We start from the raw sequence: 18,999 nt of genomic DNA, 5'->3' as shown, positions 1-18,999 counted from the left end.
TGAACCATGAGCATCGAAATCCGCAATATCCATAAACAGTTTGGCGACTTCACCGCGCTGAACAACGTCAGCCTCGACATCGAGTCGGGCGAACTGGTCGCGCTGCTGGGGCCATCCGGCTGCGGCAAGACCACGCTGCTGCGCATCATCGCGGGTCTGGAAACAGCCGACCAAGGCACCATCGCTTTCAGTGGCGCAGACATCACACATGTGCATGTGCGCGAGCGCCAAGTGGGCTTTGTGTTTCAGCACTACGCCTTGTTCCGCCACATGACGGTGTTTGAAAACGTCGCCTTTGGCCTGCGCGTCAAGCCCCGCAAAGAGCGCCCCAGCGAATCCGATATCCAGCGCAAAGTGCATGACCTGCTAAACCTGGTGCAACTCGACTGGTTGGCTGACCGTTACCCCTCGCAGTTGTCGGGCGGGCAACGCCAGCGCATTGCCTTGGCCCGTGCATTGGCGGTGGAGCCCAAAGTGCTGCTGCTGGACGAGCCTTTTGGCGCCTTGGACGCCAAAGTGCGCAAAGAATTGCGCCGCTGGTTGCGCCGCTTGCATGACGATTTGAATGTGACCACCATTTTTGTCACCCACGACCAAGAAGAAGCCCTGGAAGTCGCAGACCGGGTGGTGGTGATGAACCAAGGAAAGATCGAACAAGTGGGCTCACCGCAAGACGTGTGGGACCACCCGGCCAGCCCGTTTGTTTATGGCTTTTTGGGCGATGTGAACTTGTTCCATGGCCGCGCCCACCAAGGCGAAATGCACATCGCAGTGGATGATCAATCGGTGCGTTTGGCAAGCCCCGAACACAGCCAAGCCCAAGACGCCAAGGCCTTTGCTTATGTGCGCCCGCACGACCTGGATGTGCGCCGCTACCAGGCGGGCGACGCAGGCATCGTGGCCCAGTTGCTGCGCGCCGTGGTGGTCGGCCCCATTGCCCGCTTGGAATTGGTGGCCACCGAGGGTGACAGCCCCAGCGACGAGCCCATCATTGAAGCCCAAATTCCGGCCAGCCAATACCGCGATGAAGGCTTCAAAGCCGGTGAAACCCTGCTGCTCACCCCGCGCAAGGCGCGGGTATTCATGGCCTCATGAGCAAATACCCATTCAGCCAGCGTGATGCGTGACGTGGCTGGATGGGATTGATCCGATCCTGGGCCTTGCGCTCAGCAAAACCCGCTCAGCGATGCTGAATCAAAGACCTGTTCAATGCAGCTCTACAGTTGGATCCTGCACAATGTGACACTGCCTCCATTTCTTAAGCATGGATGCCACAACGCATATTCAACGATATGACACCCATGTGGGAGTCGGCTGTTTTCACGAATGTGCTGTGCGAATGGTCACACCGTGTGGGAGAAAAAATGATGTCCAAACAAGAATGCATCGATCTGGCAAGTCTTTCCCCATGAAAAACCACAAACCAATGGTCACCTCCAATGCGTTGGCATCGACTTGGCCTGAACCCCCAGATACACCACTCGATGCCCTTGACCACACCATGGCGCACAAAGGCCATGCGGTTCTCAACCCTCCAGCCGTCACGCTGTGGGCAGGATGCCAACCGCGTGAACTCGAAGCCCTGATGCCCTTTTGGGACGACATGCCTTTGGATGCACACCTCAAGGATGGCGGCAGCTATCGACGCCGGCGCCACAGCTGCTTTGAATTTCGCAACAAGGTTTTGACCCAAACACCGCACCGCGCGCATTGGCAGTCGCTCGACTACAACGCATTGCACGGCGGCATGCATCGAATGTTCGAGCCCATCAGCCCAGACATGGTGGAGTTGCCTGTGTGGACCCAACTGTTGGCGGCATTTGCCCGCAGCTGCAGCCAATGGCGCCACAAACCCCAAGCGCAGTGGTGCATCGAAGCACACCCATTTCGCATCGACTGCAGCCAAGGCATTGGCCGCCCAACACCTGAAGGTGCACACCGCGACGGCGTGGATTTTGTCGCCGTATTTTTACTGCAACGCAAAAACATCATCGGTGGAGAAACGCGGGTTTTTGATGCCCATGGGCCGCAAGGCGAACGCTTCACGCTCCAACAGCCTTGGTCTGTGCTGTTGTTGGATGATGCGCGTGTGATCCACGAAAGCACCCCCATCCAGCCCCTGGAGCACATCGCCCACCGCGACACCCTGGTGCTGACCGCCCGTGAAAATGCGTTTCAAGGGGCCGAGCAAGACCTCATCGCCCAGCCCGCCCATTCCCCGGAATGAAATCACCGTTCAAAGGCATGAGAGAAAATTTTGCACGCCATAAAGGATTGGAAGAAGTTCCCTATGGATAAAACAGCTTTGAATGTGTTGGGCACTCCCTTGGTACCCTGCTCCTATGATCCTCTCACGGGTTACTACAGAGATGGTTGTTGCAACACAGATCATCATGACCAAGGCAGCCATGTGATTTGCGCAAAAGTAACGCAAGCATTTCTTGACTACTCACTTCAGCAAGGCAATGACCTCATCACGCCACGACCTGAGTACAGATTCAAGGGGCTAAAGGATGGCGATCGGTGGTGTCTGTGTGCACTGCGATGGAAACAGGCATTCACGGCCGGTGTTGCGCCCAAAGTGGTCATCGAAAGCACGCATTCACGGGCGCTCGATTACGTCACTTTGGAGCAACTTCAAAAATGAATATCAATAAAAGATGTGATGAGCTACGCCTTGGTTTGGTTTAAACGTGACTTGCGCTGGCAAGATCACCAGGCGCTGGCACATGCATCCCAAAACGGACCAGTGCGATGCATCTACATCGTTGAGCCCGAACTTTGGCTTCAACCGGATTGTGCGCTCCAACATTTTGAATTTATTCGGGAGTCACTGGTAGAGCTCGACGCATTTTTACGCGCTCATGGCGGATGCATAGAAGTGCATGTCGGTGAAGCCGTTGATGTGTTGAACCTGTTGTGGGCAGACTCACCCTTTTCACGGCTTTACTCACATGAAGAAACAGGCAATGGCTTTACATATGCACGTGACCTGAAAGTAGCCACTTGGTGCCATGCAAATCATGTTGTATGGACAGAGTTTGCACAGTTTGGTGTTGTGCGCCGATTAAAAAATCGCAATCTATGGCGAACAGCATGGGAAAGGCACATGGCTTCACCCATTCAAGAGGTACACGGCCTGAGGTTTTGGAGACAGGCACCGGCCGAACCCTTTGTCATGTCAGCCCCCGACCATTTACAACATAACCCTCCATTGAGGCAACTTGGCGGGCGTATGCAGGCATTGGAAACGCTGCACAACTTCTTAAATGCCCGCAGCATTGGCTATCGAGGCGGGATATCGTCTCCCCTGTCTGCTCCAGATGCATGCTCTCGCCTTTCTGCATACCTGGCCTACGGTTGTATCAGCATGCGCGAGTTGGTTCAACAAACTCGGAAACACCTTGAACAACTTCCCCCTCAGGCATCTCGACACCGCTCGGGTTTGTCTGCATTCATCAGCCGACTGTATTGGCATTGCCATTTCATTCAAAAATTAGAGAGCGAACCTGAGATTGAATGGCGCAATATGCATCGTGGATACGACAACCTGCGCGAGCATGACTTTAGCCAAGAACACTTTGATGCTTTGAAACAAGCCCGCACAGGTTGGCCCATGGTGGATGCTTGTGTCACCATGCTCAGGAAAACAGGCTGGCTTAACTTTCGCATGCGTGCCATGCTGGTCTCCGTTGCAGCCTACCCCCTGTGGCTGCACTGGCGGCCTGTGGGCGAATGGCTGGCCACCCAGTTTTTAGACTACGAACCTGGCATCCACTGGAGCCAATTGCAAATGCAATCTGGCACAACAGGTATCAACACAACCCGGGTTTACAACCCCATCAAGCAAGCGCAGGATCACGACCCGAAAGGCATATTTGTTCGGCACTGGCTTCCATCCATGCGCCACATTCCAAACACGTGGCTGTTTGAACCCTGGAAAATGTCCGTCGAATTGCAGCATGCTGTTGGAATCAGGCCAGGTTCTGAGCTTGCAACGCCTGTGGTTGATCTGGCCCTTGCCACGCGGGAATCCAAACATATGTTGCATGCCCGTCGAAACACCACTGAAGTGCGCAATGGGAAAGAAGCTGTGATTGAAAAACATGCTTCACGCATGACACCACGCCGCTCAACCAAAGCCAAATCGGCAACGACGAGTTCAGAACAACAATTAGGATTTAATTTTTAATGCCACGTCTCAAAACATCAGTGAACCTCAAAGAACTGACGACGGGTGATATCTCAGCCGTCATTCAAATGGCGTGGGAGGACCGAACGGCGTTTGAAACCATCATGGAACGCATTGGCGTCAGTGAATCCGAAGTCATCAAAATAATGCGTTCGGAACTCAAACCCGATTCGTTTAAATTATGGCGTCAAAGAATGAAGGGTAGAGCGACCAAGCACCGTGCACTTCGTTCACCCGAAATGAAATTTTCAGATCACGCTATAGCTGACCACAGACGCGGAAATTGTTAACCTTTATTTATTTTTGATTGGAAAAAATGACTGACGATCCAAGGTGTTGCGGAACTGGAACTTGCATCATCAACGCGCAAGGAATTTGTTGGTGCGGACAGGCTTGGGATGGCGAAAAAATGTCCATGCCAAAACCTCGCACTGAGCCCTTGAAACCTATTGAAGATGACAAAGCTCAACCCATCCGCAGTTCTGAAATTTAGAGTGAACAAGACGTCCCCGCCTACCCCTGAAGCCGCCTGGGAGCGGATCAGAGCGGTGCGCCCTGCCGACTATGCCCGCACGCGCAATGCCATCGAAGGCTCGGTGTCGCATTTGTCACCCTACATCACCCACGGCTTTGTCAGCCTGCGTGAGGTTTATGAAGGGGTGTGCGAAAGCCACAACCTCCACCAGCAAGACAAATTTGTTTTTGAACTCGGATGGCGTGCGTACTTCAGGCATGTTTGGCAGCACCGGGGCGACGCGATCTTCAGCTCATTGCACAGCGGCCCATTGCCAGACCACCAATACAGCCGGTCTGTCCCCCATGACATTCGAAAAGCCCAGACGGGTGTGAACGCCATGGACATGGCGATTCGCGGACTTTATGAAACCGGCAGCATGCATAACCATGCCCGCATGTGGTTGGCGAGCTACATGGTGCATGTGCGAAAAATCCATTGGCGTGCGGGTGCCGATTGGCTCTACGGCCATTTGCTCGATGGTGACTTGGCCAGCAATCACCTCAGCTGGCAATGGGTGGCCGGCACCGGCAGCACCAAGCCATACCTGTTCAATGCAGAAAATGTGGCTCGCTATGCACCTCCACCATGGCACAGCCCCGGCAGTGTGATGGATACCTCTTACGAGGCTTTGGCGCAGATAGCCCATCAAACTTCGGATCAATGGCAACCCCCAAACCCATCGCCAGCCCGTCACCCAGCGGCCAATGAACCGCCTGTTTTCTCCGCACCGCCAAGCCCTTGGCGGCACAACGCGCCCGATGAAGCGATGGTCAAAGGTAGAGATGTTTGCTTGGTTCACCCGTGGAGCCTGGGCCCATTGCCAACAGATTTATCCCAAGACACTTTGGTGATTGGTATCTCGGTGTCCGACTTTCACCAAAGATGGCCATGGCGTGAAGAGCGATGGCATTTTGTAGAGCAGCGCATGGCCGATATCACGGCATTGCGCTGGCATGGTGCAGCCAGCGCCTTTCAATCGGCCCTGGAACAAGCCCGCAGCGTGCGCTGCACGGATGAACCGCACTTAGCTCAATGGTTACAAAAGTGGGCCAGGTGTGATGCAACTCATGGTTTGTTTGCGCCGGTTGACCACCTTTGCAGCTCTTTTACGCAATGGTGGAAATGTGTTTCTCAAGGTGATCGGTCGCACCGGGAAGCGCGAATCAAAACAACAGTTTGACCAGCCCCAGGCAAATCACCGGGAAGCACAACAGCAGCACCACACGGATGGCGTCCCAGACCAAAAAGGGCATCACCCCTTTATAGGTTTCGGACATGGGCACCTCTTTGGCCATGCTGTTGACCACATACACGTTCATGCCAATGGGCGGCGCGATCATGCCGATGCTCACCGTCATCAACACCAAGATGCCAAACCAAATGGCCTTGCCCTCGGCATTCAGCCCCCACAAGTCCAAGCCCATGATGGCCGGAAAGATAACGGGAATGGTCAACAGCAGCATGGACAACTCGTCCATCACGCAGCCGAGCAACACATACAGCACCAACACCAAGATGACGATGCTCAGGTCAGGGATGGGCAAATGGGTCACCCATTGCGCAATGATTTTGGGCATTTCGGTCAACGCCAAGGTGGCGTTCATCATGTCCGCCCCCAAGAAAATCATGAACACCATGGCCGTGGTGTCGGCAGTGCTGAGCAACGCGTTTTTCAAACCTTCCGCATTGAGTTCGCGCTTGAACAAGCCCGCCAGCAAGGTCATGGCCGCGCCCACGGCCGCGCCCTCGGTGGGCGAAAACACCCCGCCGTAAATGCCACCAAAAACTACCACAAACACCAGGGCAATGGGCCACACACCGCCCAGGGCCGCCCACTTTTCTGACCCCGTGGTTTTGGCGGTGGCGGGGGCCAGGTCGGGTTTGAAATGCACCGTCAAAGCCACCACCACGATGTAACCGAGCATGGCCAAAATGCCCGGCACCATGGCCGCTGCGAACAACTTGGCAATGTTTTGCTCGGTCAAGATGGCGTACACCACCAGGGGCACCGAAGGCGGGATCAAGATGCCCAAGGTGCCACCCGTGGCCAAAGTGGCGGTGGCCAAGCGACCGCTGTAACCGTGGCTCTTCATGTGCGGGTAGGCCACTTGGGTGATGGTGGCCGATGTCGCCACCGAAGAGCCGCACACCGCGCCAAAGGCACCGGCTGAAAGCAAAGAAGCCATGGCCAAGCCACCGCGCACATGGCCCACCAGGGCTGAAGCGGCTTTGAACAGGTCGCGGCTCAAACCGCCTTGCGACGCAAACTGGCCCATCAACAAAAACAAGGGGATGACGCTCAGCTCATAAACAGTCAGGCGCGCCACCGCATTGCCTTTGAGGAAGTTCAAGGTGGCCGCGCTGTCGGTCATCAGCCAATAGCCAAACACGCCGGGGATGAACATGGCCGCTGCAATCGGCATGCGCACAGCCATGAGCACGATCATGGCCAAAAACATCACCACGCCCACCTGGGTGGCCCAAGCACTCATGCCGCCACCTCGTCCACGGGTTGGGTCCAATGGTCAATGGTTTGCGCCAGCGCGATGAGTGCGCTCAAACCCAAACCAGGTGCCAGTGAGGCGTAAGCCCACCACATGGGCAGGCTGATGATCATGGTGGTCTCACCGGCTTCACGCACCGAGACGGCGCCCACCGATGTGCGCCACGCCAAAAAACCATACATCACGGCCAGGGCCAAGCTGCCCACCGAATCCATGAAACGCAAGCTCTGCGCAGAGCTTTTTTGGGTGAAAAAATCGACCAAGATGTGCCCGCGCTGGGTTTGGCACCAGGGCAGGCACATGGAGATGGCCAGGGCAATGCCCATTTGGGTCAGTTCTACATCCCCGGGGATGGGGGTTTGGAGGAAGGCCCGCATGAACACGCTGGTGAAGGTCATGAAGCCGGTGAGCAGGGCCAAGCCCGCACCGATCACGCCAAACCAGCGGCTCAAGGGGGTGAACCAATGGGCCACGTCAAATATCCCCTAGTGAGGCGGCTGTCAAACGCCCAGCCGCTCTCACTTGGTGGTGCTGTGCTTCTTGATCAGGTCTTTGGCGTCTTGCAGCATTTGCTTGCCAGGGAGGCCCTTTTTGTCCATGTCGCTGACCCACTCGTCATACAAGGGGGCAGAGGCTTGGATCCACTTGTCGGTTTCAGCCGGTGTGACTTTGATGAAGGTGTTGCCCCGGTCAGCAGCAGCTTTGCGGCCCACGGCGGTGGCCTCATCCCAATAGCGACCAATGGTGCGCGACAAGGTGATGCCACTGTTTTTGTCGATGATGCGCTTGAGGTCGGCGGGCAAGCTGTCGTACTTGGCTTGGTTCATCGCAAAAACAAACCCGGCTGTGAACAAGGACGGGCGGCTGGCTTCCACCTCGGTGTGGAACTTGCTGACCTCTTGCAACTTGAACGAAGGGATGATTTCCCAGGCGGTCAAAAAGCCGTCGACCGTGCCCTTGGTCATGGCGTCGGCCACAGCCGGGATGGGCATGCCCACCGGGGTGGCACCCAGGCGCGCGAGCAATTTGCTGGACTGGCGGCTGGCGGCACGGATCTTCAAACCCTTGAAGTCCTCCATGGCGCGCACCGGTTTGTTGGAGGTGCTGATAAAGCCTTCGTCGTGCACCCAGGTGGCCAAAATTTTGGTGCCGGGAAACTCTTTGGTGGCGTATTTGCTGTAGTACTCCCAGGCGGCGGCGGAGGCCACATCGGCGGTGTTGGTCATGAAGGGCAACTCGAAAGCCTCCATGATGGGGAAACGTCCGGGGGTGTAACCAGGCAAGGTGATGGTCAAGTCATCCACACCGTCTTTGACGCGGTCCACCAACTGACCCGGTGTGCCGCCACCCGACATGGCCGGCAAAATTTGGCAGCGCATGCGGTTGTTGCTTTCTTTGGCAATGGTGTCGCACCATGGCACCGTCACCCGGGTGTGACCCATGGCCACCGTGGGCCAAATGTGGTGGAACTTGAGCACCACTTCGTCGGCCAAAGCCACATTGGACAAAGCGCCAAACAATGCGCCCACGAGGGCCGCTGTGCGAAGCTGGGTAGGTAATTTCATTCGGGTCTCCAAATCATGTCAAACAAATTAAATTGCGTTGGGGGCCGCGCATTCTATCCATGCGCAACGCCTGTCGTTGGCCCGAGGACAAAGCCACACAGACCGGGTATCTCTTCTTGCTGCACCCAAGGGTAAACACCAGCCTCCAGCGCTCTGGCCTAGCGGCGTGGAAATAATCATTAAGATCGCGGGCATCTTTTGAACCAGGAAGCTTTTGATGTTGAAAATCCCCGCCCGCCACGACCACGTTGGCAGCTTTTTGCGCCCCGAATACCTGTTGCAAGCCCGCGCCCAAAAGGCCAAAGGCGAGATCAATGCCGAGCAGTTGCGCGCGGTCGAAGACAAGGCCATCACCGAAATCGTGCGCTTTCAAGAGAGCGTGGGCCTCAAAGCCATCACCGACGGCGAGTTCCGCCGCACCTACTTTCACATCGACTTTTTAGAACAACTCGGCGGCGTGGCCACCGACATCCCGGTGTCGGTGCTCAACCCCGATGGCACGCAAGAGCCAGCCCCGCCAGCCATCCGCGTGGTGGGCAAAATCACCCACGACAAATGCATCCAAGGGGATGACTATGACTTCCTCAAGTCACAGGTGAGCGCAGGGCACACACCCAAGGTCACCATCCCCTCGCCCACCATGCTGCACTTTCGCGGCGGGCGCGGTGGCATCAGCAAAACCGCCTATCCCGAGCTGGACCCGGTGTTCTATGACGATGTGGCCAAAGCCTACGGCGACGAGTTGCGCTCACTGGCTGCGGCCGGCTGCAACTATGTGCAAATGGACGACACCAACCTCGCCTACCTGTGCGACGACAAAATGCGCGAAGCCGCACGTCTGCGCGGTGACGATCCCAACGAGTTGCCGCACCGCTACGCCGCCTTCATCAACAAAGTGGTGGCGCAAAAGCCCGCTGGCATGACCTTGGCTATGCACCTGTGTCGTGGCAACTTCAAGAGCCACCACTTTGCCGCTGGCAACTACGAACCCGTGGCCGAGGCCCTGCTATCAGAGATGGACATCGACGCCTACTTTTTGGAGTACGACGATGACCGCAGTGGCGACTTCCGCCCTTTGCGTTTCCTGCCCAAAGGCAAGCTGGTGGTGTTGGGCCTGGTGACCACCAAGTTTGGCGCCATGGAGAGCAAAGACAGCCTGAAGCGGCGCATCGACGAGGCCGCCAAATTCGCGCCCATGGACCAACTGGCCCTGTCACCCCAATGCGGTTTTTCCAGCACGGTGCACGGCAACAACATCGCGGTGGAAGACCAGCGCAACAAACTGCGTTTGGTGATTGAAACCGCGCAAGAGGTGTGGGGCGAAAACTAAAGCCCAGGGGGCGTGCAACGCAACGGCCTAACGGAAGATGCGTCTCACCAGGCCATCTCAAAACAAATCTGGCACGTCAGCTGGTCTTGGCCCACTGCGGAAAGTAGCGTTTGACCACCTCGCCCTCCAAGCTCAGGGCATGGCAGCCGTTGAGGGCTGAAGATTGGGTTTGTCCGCCTTGGGCCTTGGCCTGGGGGTCCTCGTCGGCGCGAGACCACAGGATTTGATAAGCGGTGGTGGCCATCACCGGCAGCAGTTCGGTCATGTGGGTGCAGCCCAGCACCCCTTTGAACAAGCGCTTGACCGCCAGGTTAAAACCCGGCTCGATGCGCAGGCCCACCAGTTGTTGGTAACGCGGCCCGATCTCGCTGCACACCCCATAAGGCGCTGCCAAGGTTTGCACCTGGACGGCATGGATCAGGCGCTCACGGTCAATGGTCAAACACAGCGTCATGAGGTGAATGGGTTGTCCGGCCGAAACCGGCTTGGTGCGCAATTGCAAATCATGAGGTTTGGTGTCTGTCAGGGTGCCCTCGATGTCAACCAAGCCATCGTCGCGCTCAAAGCCTTGGCATTGGATGGTTCGCAGGTGGACAGGTTTGCGCTGCACAGATGCGGCTGCGGGCGGACGGGGTTCGGGGACAACAGACATGGCGGGCCAAGAAGGGTAAAGGCCAAGCATAACAAGGGCTGAATGTTGACCCCACGCTCTCACAGAGGCACCTGCACTCGAAGCCGAACGGGATCGTCGGCTTCGCCCATCGTTAACCCATTTGCCAAATTAACTTATTTGGTTAAAATTTTCTCGTGGAAAAAAACACGCCTCACAAAAAACTGTCGGTCATCAAAGCCTTGGTGGTGGCTGGCGATGTCAGGGCAACGGCGAGTGCCTTCCTTGGGGCGCGCGCGCTGGGCATCCACGACTTGGCTGCCATGTGATCGGTTGTATTGACGCTGAATTCCACCGACTTTTACAAAAGCATGACCACCCATTCCGATCACCGCATTTGGCAAGACGTCTACCGGACCACGATAGCGAACGGCGCTGATGTCTACATCAAGCTGACCGTGATGGGTGATGTATTGATTGTTTCCTTCAAGGAGTTATGACGATGAAATGCCCCAGCTGTGGCGCTGCGCAATTGCAACCCGAGACGCGCGATGTGCCCTACACCTACAAGGGAGAAAACACCACCATCCCTGCGGTGACGGGTGACTTTTGCCCTGCATGTTATGAGGTGGTGTTGAACCGAGAACATGGCGACCGGTACAGCGAAATGGTGGGCCTGTTTCAACGCCAGGTGAATGCCGCCTTTGTGGACCCCGACTACATTGCCAAGGTGCGCAAAAAGCTCGACCTGGATCAGCGTCAAGCGGCAGAGCTTTTCGGTGGCGGCGTGAATGCGTTCTCTCGCTACGAAAACGGCAAAACCAAACCCCCTTTGGCCTTGGTCAAACTGTTCAAGTTGCTAGATCGCCATCCAGATCTGCTCACTGAGATCAAATCCGCCTGATCGCTTTGATCGACAAGGCTTCAGTACACGCTCGATTGGCATTGTCTCGGTCAGCCAACCAAGCCAGCCCATTGAATCCGCACTTTGGCGCAACCGCCCTTATGTGATGGGCGCCGGGTTGAACAGCACAAGGTCGTTTTTCAGGCCCCAATGCTCGGCCCAGGTTTTGCGGCCACTGGCCACGGCCAACATGAGTTCAAACATCTCCCAACCGACTTGCTCGATGCTGGCCTCGCCAGTGGCGATGCGACCGGCGTTGACGTCCATCAGGTCGTGCCAGCGGCGCGCCAAGTCGTTGCGGGTGGCCACTTTGATCACCGGCACGGGCGCCAAGCCGTAGGGCGTGCCGCGCCCCGTGGTGAAGATGTGCAGGTTCATGCCAGCGGCGACTTGCAAGGTGCCACAAATGAAATCGCTGGCGGGTGTGGCAGCGTAAATCAAACCCTTTTGGTGCAGCTTTTCACCCGGCGCGAGCACGCCTGAGATGGGCCCACTGCCCGACTTGACGATGGAGCCCATGGCTTTTTCCACGATGTTGGACAAGCCCCCCGATTTGTTGCCCGGTGTGGTGTTGGCGCTGCGGTCCACCGAGCCGCGCTGCAAATAGGCGTCGTACCAGGCCATCTCGCGGATCATGGCGTCGGCCACGGCGGGGCTGGCGGCGCGCGCGGTCAATTGGGCGATGCCGTCGCGCACCTCGGTCACCTCCGAGAACATCACCGCGGCACCAGCACGCACCAACAAGTCGGTGGCAAAGCCCACCGCTGGGTTGGCGGTCACGCCCGACAACGCGTCGCTGCCACCGCATTGCACGCCCACCACCAGCTCTGAGGCCGGGCAGGTTTCGCGCCGGCGCTGATTCAGCCGCTCCAAATGCACACGGGCCTGGTGCAAGATGCTGTCGATCATGCTCATGAAGCCCACATGGGCGTCGTCTTGCAAGCACACCACATCCAACACAGAGGCATCGGTCGATGAACGCGCATCGACCAGCGGGATGCTGCCGGGGGGCAAGAGGCGATCAGGTTGGAGTTTTTCGCAGCCCAAGCTGACCACCATGACCTCGCCACCAAAGTTGGGGTTCAGGCTGATGTGGCGCAGGGTGCGGATGGGGATGACCGCATCCGGCGCATCAATCGCCACGCCACAGCCATAGCTGTGCGACAAGCCCACCACATCGTCCACATGGGGGTACTGCGGCAACAGCTCTTGGCGGATGCGCTGCACCGCAAACTCAACCACCCCGGTGACGCACTGCACGGTGGTGGTGATGGCCAAGATGTTGCGCGTGCCCACACTGCCATCGGCATTGCGGTAACCCTCAAAGGTATATCCTGCCAACGGCGCCCAGTCGGGGGCGGGTGCGGTGGCTTTGGGCAAATCTTCCAAGCCGCAGGCATCGGGCATGTTCAATAAGCGCTCGTGGACCCAACTGCCAGCGGGCACCGCACGGACCGCATGGCCAATGACCACGTTGTAGCGGCGCACAGGTGCGCCCTCGGCCACGTCTTGCAAGGCCACCTTGTGACCCTGGGGCACTTTGTCGCGCAACACCAGGCCCGCACCGGGGCCGTTGTCGGGCAAAAGGGTGCCTGCCGCCAAGCCCCCATCGTTGGCCACGATGGCCACGTTGTCACTCGGGTGCATGGCGATCAGCAATGGGCTGGGTGCAGTCATGGGCGGAAAACTTCCCTCAAGATTGAATGGCGGCGCGCCAGCGCCGGGCATGCTCGGCATTGACCGCACCTGGCGGTATTTGGCCTTGCAACAGGGCCCGGGTTTGGACCACGGTCTCCAAGGCTTGGTGCTCGGTGGCGGCGGGGGTCAGGCCACCGATGTGCGGTGTGGCAATCACTTTCGGGTGTCGGGCCAAGGCCAAGCTGGGAGTTTGGTCGGGGCCACGCCCCACGTCCATTGCCGCACCCGCTAGGTGGCCATGGTCCAAAGCGTGCATCAAAGCATCCTCGTCGACCAAGTTGCCCCGGGCGGCATTGATGAACCATGCACCGGGCTTCATTTGGGCAAAGGCGTTGGCATTGAACTGATTTTCTGTTTCTGTGGTGGCTGGGGCCAGACACACCACATGGTCGCTGGCGCTGAGCAAGCGCTTCCAAGACACCAAGGAAACACCTGGGTCTGCGGCTTGAACATGTGGGTCGTGCGCCAGCACCTGCATGCCAAATGCCTGGGCCAAGGCACACACTTGGCGCCCAATGTGGCCATAGCCCACCACCCCCAACGTGGCGCCGCGCAACTCGCGCCCCATCCAGGCTTGTGCCTCGTGCCCCGCTTGGTATTGCAAGCGTGCCGCGCTGATGTGGCGCACAGCGTCGATCATCACGCCCATCACCCATTCGGTCACCGCTGTACCAAAACCAGCGCTGGCGCGGGTCACCAAAATGCCGTTTTGAGAAGCCGCATCCACATCGATGGTGCGGATGTCCATGGCGCAACGGCACACCGCCCACAACTGGGGCAAAGCAGCGAACACCGCCGCGTCAAATGGGGTTTGGCGGTAAGCGATGATGATGTCGCAGCCCTGGGCGGCAGTGACCAAATCAGCCCCCTGCCAATCTTGCTCGCTGGGGTTGAGCCGCACCTCGGCGAATTCGCGCAACTGGCCCAGCGCACGCTCGCCAAAGTAAGTGGACAAACGCGAGGCCGGGTGGGTGACCAAAACCGTGGCCATCAGTGGCCTACTTCATCAGCCCCGGCAGCCACAAAGAGATGGCTGGCACATAGGTGACCAGCAGCAAGGCCATGCACATGGCGCCATAAAACGGCCACAGCTCTTTGGAGACTTGTTCCATCGTTACTTTCCCCACCGCACACCCGACAAACAAGGTTGGCCCCACAGGTGGGGTGATCAGGCCAATGCCCAGGTTGAGAATCATGATCATGCCAAAGTGCACCGGGTCAATGCCCAACTTGGCAATCACCGGCATGAAGATGGGCGTGCAAATGAGCAGCATCGGCGCCAAATCCATGAAGGTGCCCAGCAACAGCAGCAGCAAGTTGACCAAAAACAAAAACACATATTTGTTGTCGGAGATGCTCAAAAAGAACATGGTGATCTTGGCCGGTATTTGCATCAAGGTCATCATGTAGCCAAAGGCCACTGAAAAGCCAATCAGCATCATCACCATGGACACGGTTTTGACCACCCGGTGAACCATGCGTGGCAACTCGCTCCACTTGTAGTCGCGGTAGACCAAGAAGGTGACCAAAAACGCATACACGCAAGCCACTGCCGCCGATTCGGTGGGTGTGAACACGCCCGACAAAATGCCACCCATGATGATGAAAATGGTCACCAAACCCCACAAGGCATCGGTGACGATTTTGGGGATGTCTTTGAGCGCCACGGGCTCGCCCTTGGGGTAGTCGCGCTTGTGCGATGTCCACAGCACCAAGCCCACCAAGCACAGGCCGAACAAAAGGCCCGGCAAGATGCCGGCTAAAAACAAATGCGCCACCGACACCGTGCCACCGGCGGCCAACGAGTAAATGACCGCGTTGTGCGAAGGTGGGATCATCAAGGCCTGCACGGAACCGCAGATGGTCACATTGGTGGCAAACACCCGCGGAAAACCGGCCTTCACCATTTGCGGAATCATCACCGAGCCAATGGCCGAGGTGTCGGCCACCGAAGAGCCCGAGATGCAGCCAAACAAGGTCGAGGCCATGATGTTGACCAAGGCCAAACCACCTTTGATGAAGCCGACAAACACCTTGGCCAGGTTGATCAGCCGGTTGGCCATGCCCCCTTCGGCCATGATGCCGCCAGCCAGCACAAAAAACGGGATCGCCAGCAGCGAAAAATCGTCGGTGCCGTCGGAGATTTTGAGCATGATCGCCTCTAACGGGAGGTCGATCCACAAGGCGCCACAAATCGCCGCCAAGCCCAGGGAATAGGCCACGGGCACACCCAAGGCGCACAGCACGGTGAACGAACCGAGCAGAATCAAGATGTCCATGGCTTACTCCAATTCGACAGCTTCATCGCTGTACATCACCGAATCCTTGGACGGATGCCCCACCCAAACGCGCTCGATCAAAAATAAAAACGTCATCAAACCCGCCAACGGGATCGGGGCATACACCAAACCCACCGGCAAGCCTGGAAACTCGGCCATCGATTGATACCAAGTGATTTGACACAACTGCACGCCATAAAACAACATGAACAAAGACATGGCAGCCATGCACAGCTCAACCCCTGCGAGCATCCACTTTTTCTTCAGCGGCGATACCGCATTGAGCAAGGACTCCACCGCAATGTGGACATTGGCACGGTAAATCGCAGCGCCACCCACAAACGAAAAGAACACCATCATGACCACCGAGGCCGGCTCTGGCCAGGACTGGGGGTTGTTCATCGCATAGCGCATGAACACCCCATACGGGATCATCAAGGTGATCAACACCAGGGCTGTGCCCGATAGCGCAATGCAGGCCAAATAAAGCCATTCCATGGTCTGGGCATACGCTTGTTTGAGTGTCATGTCGGAAGTCTTCAAAATGATGTGGCCCAGCAAACCATGCTGGGCCACGCGCACACAGGCTTTTTTACTTGGTGTCTTGGATACGCTTGATCAAAGAAGCGTACTTGGCACCGTACTTGTCGCGGATGGGCTGGGTGGCTTTGAAGAAAGCCGGCTTGTCCGCAGGCACAAATTGCACACCCAAGCCTTTGAGCTTGGACTCGGCTTCGCGTGTGTAGTCGTCCCACAGTTTGCGCTGCTCAATTTGGGCTTCGGCAGAGAATTTGCGCACCAAGGCCTGGTCGTCTTTGCTCAAACCCTCCCAAGATTTTTTCGAAAACACAAAAATTTCGGGAATGATCAAGTGGCCGGTCAGGCTCATCACCTTGGTCACCGTGTAGTGGTTTTGCGCCAGCAAGGTGGGCGGGTTGTTTTCAGCCCCATCGACCACACCGGTTTGCAAGGCGGGGAACAGTTCGTTCATGCCCATGGCCACACCATTGCCGCCCATGGCGTTCATGGTTTCCACGAACAAGGGGTTGCCCATCATGCGGATCTTCATGCCCTTGAGATCGGCGGGTGCCGTGACAGGTTTGTTGGCGTAGACGTTGCGGGTGCCCGCGTCCATCCAGCCCAGTGCCACCAAGCGTGAGCCGGGACCGTTGGTCATGCGCTCGAGCAACTCTTGGCCAATCGGGCCATCGATGACTTTGCGCATGTGTGCTTCATCGCGAAACACAAACGGCATGTTGAACACATTGACCTCGTCGACCACCGGGCCCATGGCACCGACAGAGATGCGGGCAATTTGCAAGGCGCCGATCTGGGCTTGCTCGATCATTTCTTTTTCGCCACCCAACTGCATGGAAGGGAACATTTGGATGGAGATGCGGCCATTGGTGGCGGCTTCGAGTTTTTTGCCCATGCGCACGATGGCTTCCACCGTGGGATAGCCCAGCGGGTGCACATCGGATGCTTTCAGCACCATTTTGCTTTGGGCCTGGGCTTGAAACCCAAACGCCGAGGCCCCAATGGCCAAGCTGGCGGCGATCCATTTGACGAGTTGTCTTTTTTTCATGGTTTGTCTCCTGTGTTGATGAAAGGGATGGGTGGCGAAAAAATCAATGCGGGGTGCGGGGGCGATGGATGCTCACATCGGCCCCATCTTCACAAAGGCTCCGCCTTGGAACTGCACGGCGGGGTCGCTCAAATCGGGCTCGGGGGTGTTTTGGTAGATGGCTTGCCGAAACACATCCGAGCTGTCTTGGGGCACGAAACCCACGTGGCGGGCGCGGCTGTTGTCCCACCAGGTCACGGCATTGTTGGACATGCCAAAAATGATGCTGTGGCCCAGCACCGGCGTGGTCAAACAAGCGGTGATCAAGCGGTGCAAGTCGTCATAACTGAGCCAACTGGCCAGCATGCGCCTGTCGCGCGGCTCGGGAAAAGAAGAGCCAATGCGCACACAAGCGGTTTCGATGCCATAGCGGTCAAAGTAAAAGCGGCTCAGGTCTTCGCCAAAGGCTTTGCTCAGGCCGTACAAACCGTCGGGGCGCGGCGGGTCATCGGCGGTGATGGTTTGGCCCTGCTTGTAAAAACCGGTCACATGGTTGGAGCTGGCAAACACCACGCGGCGCACCCCGTTGATGCGGGCGGCCTCGTACAAGTGGTACATGCCGACGATGTTGGCCTGCAAGATCGGCGCCCAGGGCTGCTCGGTGGACACGCCACCCAGGTGCACCACGGCGTCGACGCCGACCATCATGGTCTGGACAGCAGCCGCATCGGCCAAATCGGCGGTGACAATTTCTTCGCCCGCTTGGGGCTGGCCCAGATCTGCCACATCGGACAAGCGCAACACATGGCAATTGGCCTTCAAGCGTCCCCGCAAAGCCTGGCCCAATCCGCCAGCGGCGCCAGTGAGCAACAAACGGTGATGAGAGGGCGGCATGGTCATGGGGTGATACAAAGCGCAGTGGCTGCGCATCCAAGGGTTATCGGGGGCTGGACTTTACAAATGGCTTTGCTACAGTCAAGCGATGGGTCATCAGTTGTCAGACAACTAAAAGTCTAACCCTGTTCATTCTGAGGTCAAGGGGAAAGAGATGGAATCAAGGCAAACCCCTAGTGTTGCCGGCGGCCCCGCAGTGGCGTCCAACCCACGTGCACGCCGCCCCGGTGGTTTGGTGGGGGAAATCGTGGCCTCGTTGGGCGAACGTGTGCTACAAGGCCACTGGCCAGCTGGCCACAAGCTGCCCAGTGAAAGCGAAATCATGGCCGAGTTCGAGGTCAGCCGCACCGTCGTGCGTGAAGCCCTGTCGCGCCTGCAAGCCGCTGGCGCGGTGGAGACGCGCCACGGCATTGGCACCTTTGTGCTGGCCCCGCGCGAGAGCGCCAATTTCAGCCTGGGCAGCGTCGATTTGGCGATGGTCGGCGATGTGATCGCCTTGCTCGAATTGCGCATCAGCCTGGAGACCGAGGCCGCTGGCTTGGCCGCGCAGCGACGCACCGATGCGCAATTGGCGCAGATGCAAACCGCGCTGGATGATTTTCAAGCCGCCTTGGGCCAAGACAGCGATGCCGTGCCGTCGGACTTCGCTTTTCACATGGAAGTCGCCCGCGCCACCCACAACCGCCACTTTGCGGATTTGATGGGCTATTTGGGCACCATGGTGATTCCGCGCGCGCGCATCAACACCGCCCAGGCCGCACCCGAGGGCCGCCTCAACTACCTGCAAAAAGTACATGGCGAGCACGAGAGCATTTTGAGCGCCATCCGCAACCAAGACACCGAGGCCGCCCGTGCGGCCATGCGCACCCATTTGAGCAACAGCCGCGAGCGCTTGCGCAAGACCCAAACCCTCGAAGCTCCCCTCCCCAATTGACCGCCAAC

Annotated in this window: 19 protein-coding genes and 1 pseudogene; 10 read left to right on the top strand and 10 right to left on the bottom strand. The window is 57.7% G+C overall.

Going from position 1 to position 18,999, the window contains the following annotated elements:
* Nucleotides 1-6 precede the first annotated feature (6 nt).
* From AC8GFZ_RS01810 to AC8GFZ_RS01785, 6 genes are all read left to right on the top strand, one after another.
* Nucleotides 7-1,095: a sulfate/molybdate ABC transporter ATP-binding protein gene (locus tag AC8GFZ_RS01810; protein ID WP_506641759.1), complete on the top strand. Its 1,089-nt coding sequence runs from the start codon at nt 7-9 to the stop codon at nt 1,093-1,095.
* Between the two features lie 313 nt (nt 1,096-1,408).
* Nucleotides 1,409-2,227: a 2OG-Fe dioxygenase family protein gene (locus AC8GFZ_RS01805; protein ID WP_506641757.1), complete on the top strand. Its 819-nt coding sequence runs from the start codon at nt 1,409-1,411 to the stop codon at nt 2,225-2,227.
* 63 nt (nt 2,228-2,290) lie between these two features.
* Nucleotides 2,291-2,647, top strand: a complete 357-nt coding sequence (locus AC8GFZ_RS01800; protein WP_506641755.1) for a DUF2237 family protein — start codon at nt 2,291-2,293, stop codon at nt 2,645-2,647.
* A gap of 18 nt (nt 2,648-2,665) precedes the next feature.
* Entirely contained in the window at nt 2,666-4,192 is a 1,527-nt protein-coding gene (locus tag AC8GFZ_RS01795) for a cryptochrome/deoxyribodipyrimidine photo-lyase family protein (protein ID WP_506641753.1), read from the top strand.
* Entirely contained in the window at nt 4,192-4,482 is a 291-nt protein-coding gene (locus AC8GFZ_RS01790; protein WP_506641751.1) for a TIGR03643 family protein, read from the top strand. Before AC8GFZ_RS01795 ends, AC8GFZ_RS01790 begins: the two co-directional genes overlap by 1 nt.
* 204 nt (nt 4,483-4,686) lie before the next feature.
* Nucleotides 4,687-5,889 carry an FAD-binding domain-containing protein gene (locus tag AC8GFZ_RS01785; protein ID WP_506641749.1) on the top strand — a complete coding sequence of 401 codons (1,203 nt, stop codon included), beginning with the start codon at nt 4,687-4,689 and terminating at the stop codon, nt 5,887-5,889.
* Here AC8GFZ_RS01785 and AC8GFZ_RS01780 read toward each other — a convergent pair.
* Genes AC8GFZ_RS01780 through AC8GFZ_RS01770 form a run of 3 tightly spaced genes read right to left on the bottom strand, consistent with a single transcriptional unit; the run spans nt 5,873 to nt 8,778 of the window.
* Entirely contained in the window at nt 5,873-7,201 is a 1,329-nt protein-coding gene (locus AC8GFZ_RS01780) for a TRAP transporter large permease (protein ID WP_506641747.1), read from the bottom strand. The two genes, AC8GFZ_RS01785 and AC8GFZ_RS01780, sit on opposite strands and share 17 nt — an antisense overlap.
* Nucleotides 7,198-7,686, bottom strand: coding sequence for a TRAP transporter small permease (locus AC8GFZ_RS01775; RefSeq protein ID WP_506641745.1), 489 nt, complete (start codon nt 7,684-7,686; stop codon nt 7,198-7,200). Before AC8GFZ_RS01775 ends, AC8GFZ_RS01780 begins: the two co-directional genes overlap by 4 nt.
* 45 nt (nt 7,687-7,731) lie before the next feature.
* Nucleotides 7,732-8,778, bottom strand: a complete 1,047-nt coding sequence (locus AC8GFZ_RS01770) for a TRAP transporter substrate-binding protein (RefSeq protein ID WP_506641743.1) — start codon at nt 8,776-8,778, stop codon at nt 7,732-7,734.
* Nucleotides 8,779-8,995: 217 nt separating this feature from the next.
* On the opposite strand from AC8GFZ_RS01770, the gene AC8GFZ_RS01765 reads away from it, so the two are divergent.
* Entirely contained in the window at nt 8,996-10,108 is a 1,113-nt protein-coding gene (locus AC8GFZ_RS01765; protein ID WP_506641741.1) for a 5-methyltetrahydropteroyltriglutamate--homocysteine S-methyltransferase, read from the top strand.
* A gap of 76 nt (nt 10,109-10,184) precedes the next feature.
* Here AC8GFZ_RS01765 and AC8GFZ_RS01760 read toward each other — a convergent pair whose 3' ends face one another.
* Nucleotides 10,185-10,760, bottom strand: a complete 576-nt coding sequence (locus AC8GFZ_RS01760) for a DUF2889 domain-containing protein (RefSeq protein ID WP_506641739.1) — start codon at nt 10,758-10,760, stop codon at nt 10,185-10,187.
* Between the two features lie 155 nt (nt 10,761-10,915).
* On the opposite strand from AC8GFZ_RS01760, the pseudogene AC8GFZ_RS01755 reads away from it, so the two are divergent.
* A pseudogene (locus tag AC8GFZ_RS01755) lies at nt 10,916-11,218 on the top strand (type II toxin-antitoxin system MqsR family toxin).
* A 2-nt stretch (nt 11,219-11,220) separates the two neighbouring features.
* A complete protein-coding gene (locus tag AC8GFZ_RS01750; RefSeq protein WP_506641738.1) occupies nt 11,221-11,622 on the top strand; it encodes a type II toxin-antitoxin system MqsA family antitoxin in 402 nt (133 codons plus the stop codon).
* Nucleotides 11,623-11,721: 99 nt separating this feature from the next.
* On the opposite strand, the gene garD is transcribed toward AC8GFZ_RS01750, so the two are convergent.
* From garD to AC8GFZ_RS01720, 6 genes are all read right to left on the bottom strand, one after another.
* The gene (gene garD, locus AC8GFZ_RS01745; RefSeq protein WP_506641737.1) at nt 11,722-13,299 is read right to left on the bottom strand and encodes a galactarate dehydratase; all 1,578 of its coding nucleotides are present in this window, start codon (nt 13,297-13,299) and stop codon (nt 11,722-11,724) included.
* Nucleotides 13,300-13,315: 16 nt separating this feature from the next.
* A complete protein-coding gene (locus AC8GFZ_RS01740; protein ID WP_506641736.1) occupies nt 13,316-14,311 on the bottom strand; it encodes an NAD(P)-dependent oxidoreductase in 996 nt (331 codons plus the stop codon).
* A gap of 7 nt (nt 14,312-14,318) precedes the next feature.
* Nucleotides 14,319-15,599, bottom strand: coding sequence for a TRAP transporter large permease (locus tag AC8GFZ_RS01735; protein WP_506641735.1), 1,281 nt, complete (start codon nt 15,597-15,599; stop codon nt 14,319-14,321).
* Between the two features lie 3 nt (nt 15,600-15,602).
* Entirely contained in the window at nt 15,603-16,127 is a 525-nt protein-coding gene (locus tag AC8GFZ_RS01730; RefSeq protein ID WP_506641733.1) for a TRAP transporter small permease, read from the bottom strand.
* Between the two features lie 64 nt (nt 16,128-16,191).
* A complete protein-coding gene (locus AC8GFZ_RS01725) occupies nt 16,192-17,184 on the bottom strand; it encodes a TRAP transporter substrate-binding protein (protein WP_506641731.1) in 993 nt (330 codons plus the stop codon).
* 72 nt (nt 17,185-17,256) lie between these two features.
* Nucleotides 17,257-18,057 (bottom strand): NAD-dependent epimerase/dehydratase family protein, encoded by an 801-nt coding sequence (locus AC8GFZ_RS01720; protein ID WP_506641730.1) that lies wholly within the window; start codon nt 18,055-18,057, stop codon nt 17,257-17,259.
* A 154-nt stretch (nt 18,058-18,211) separates the two neighbouring features.
* Here AC8GFZ_RS01720 and AC8GFZ_RS01715 point away from each other — a divergent pair, with 154 nt between their 5' ends.
* A complete protein-coding gene (locus AC8GFZ_RS01715) occupies nt 18,212-18,991 on the top strand; it encodes a FadR/GntR family transcriptional regulator (protein WP_506641728.1) in 780 nt (259 codons plus the stop codon).
* The last annotated feature ends 8 nt before the right edge of the window (nt 18,992-18,999 follow it).

Source organism: Limnohabitans rimovensis (SeqCode) (assembly GCF_965234775.1).
Taxonomy (GTDB): domain Bacteria; phylum Pseudomonadota; class Gammaproteobacteria; order Burkholderiales; family Burkholderiaceae_C; genus Limnohabitans; species Limnohabitans rimovensis.
Note: the sequence above shows the minus strand (reverse complement) of the source record. Positions and strands in the feature narration are given on the sequence as shown.

What these genes read in the sequence shown, in the direction of transcription:
- AC8GFZ_RS01810 (WP_506641759.1), top strand. Translation starts at nt 7, where the DNA reads ATGAGCATCGAAATCCGCAATATCCATAAACAGTTTGGCGACTTCACC.
- AC8GFZ_RS01805 (WP_506641757.1), top strand. Translation starts at nt 1,409, where the DNA reads ATGAAAAACCACAAACCAATGGTCACCTCCAATGCGTTGGCATCGACT.
- AC8GFZ_RS01800 (WP_506641755.1), top strand. Translation starts at nt 2,291, where the DNA reads ATGGATAAAACAGCTTTGAATGTGTTGGGCACTCCCTTGGTACCCTGC.
- AC8GFZ_RS01795 (WP_506641753.1), top strand. Translation starts at nt 2,666, where the DNA reads ATGAGCTACGCCTTGGTTTGGTTTAAACGTGACTTGCGCTGGCAAGAT.
- AC8GFZ_RS01790 (WP_506641751.1), top strand. Translation starts at nt 4,192, where the DNA reads ATGCCACGTCTCAAAACATCAGTGAACCTCAAAGAACTGACGACGGGT.
- AC8GFZ_RS01780 (WP_506641747.1), bottom strand. Translation starts at nt 7,201, where the DNA reads ATGAGTGCTTGGGCCACCCAGGTGGGCGTGGTGATGTTTTTGGCCATG.
- AC8GFZ_RS01770 (WP_506641743.1), bottom strand. Translation starts at nt 8,778, where the DNA reads ATGAAATTACCTACCCAGCTTCGCACAGCGGCCCTCGTGGGCGCATTG.
- AC8GFZ_RS01765 (WP_506641741.1), top strand. Translation starts at nt 8,996, where the DNA reads ATGTTGAAAATCCCCGCCCGCCACGACCACGTTGGCAGCTTTTTGCGC.
- AC8GFZ_RS01760 (WP_506641739.1), bottom strand. Translation starts at nt 10,760, where the DNA reads ATGTCTGTTGTCCCCGAACCCCGTCCGCCCGCAGCCGCATCTGTGCAG.
- AC8GFZ_RS01750 (WP_506641738.1), top strand. Translation starts at nt 11,221, where the DNA reads ATGAAATGCCCCAGCTGTGGCGCTGCGCAATTGCAACCCGAGACGCGC.
- garD (WP_506641737.1), bottom strand. Translation starts at nt 13,299, where the DNA reads ATGACTGCACCCAGCCCATTGCTGATCGCCATGCACCCGAGTGACAAC.
- AC8GFZ_RS01740 (WP_506641736.1), bottom strand. Translation starts at nt 14,311, where the DNA reads ATGGCCACGGTTTTGGTCACCCACCCGGCCTCGCGTTTGTCCACTTAC.
- AC8GFZ_RS01735 (WP_506641735.1), bottom strand. Translation starts at nt 15,599, where the DNA reads ATGGACATCTTGATTCTGCTCGGTTCGTTCACCGTGCTGTGCGCCTTG.
- AC8GFZ_RS01730 (WP_506641733.1), bottom strand. Translation starts at nt 16,127, where the DNA reads ATGACACTCAAACAAGCGTATGCCCAGACCATGGAATGGCTTTATTTG.
- AC8GFZ_RS01725 (WP_506641731.1), bottom strand. Translation starts at nt 17,184, where the DNA reads ATGAAAAAAAGACAACTCGTCAAATGGATCGCCGCCAGCTTGGCCATT.
- AC8GFZ_RS01720 (WP_506641730.1), bottom strand. Translation starts at nt 18,057, where the DNA reads ATGCCGCCCTCTCATCACCGTTTGTTGCTCACTGGCGCCGCTGGCGGA.
- AC8GFZ_RS01715 (WP_506641728.1), top strand. Translation starts at nt 18,212, where the DNA reads ATGGAATCAAGGCAAACCCCTAGTGTTGCCGGCGGCCCCGCAGTGGCG.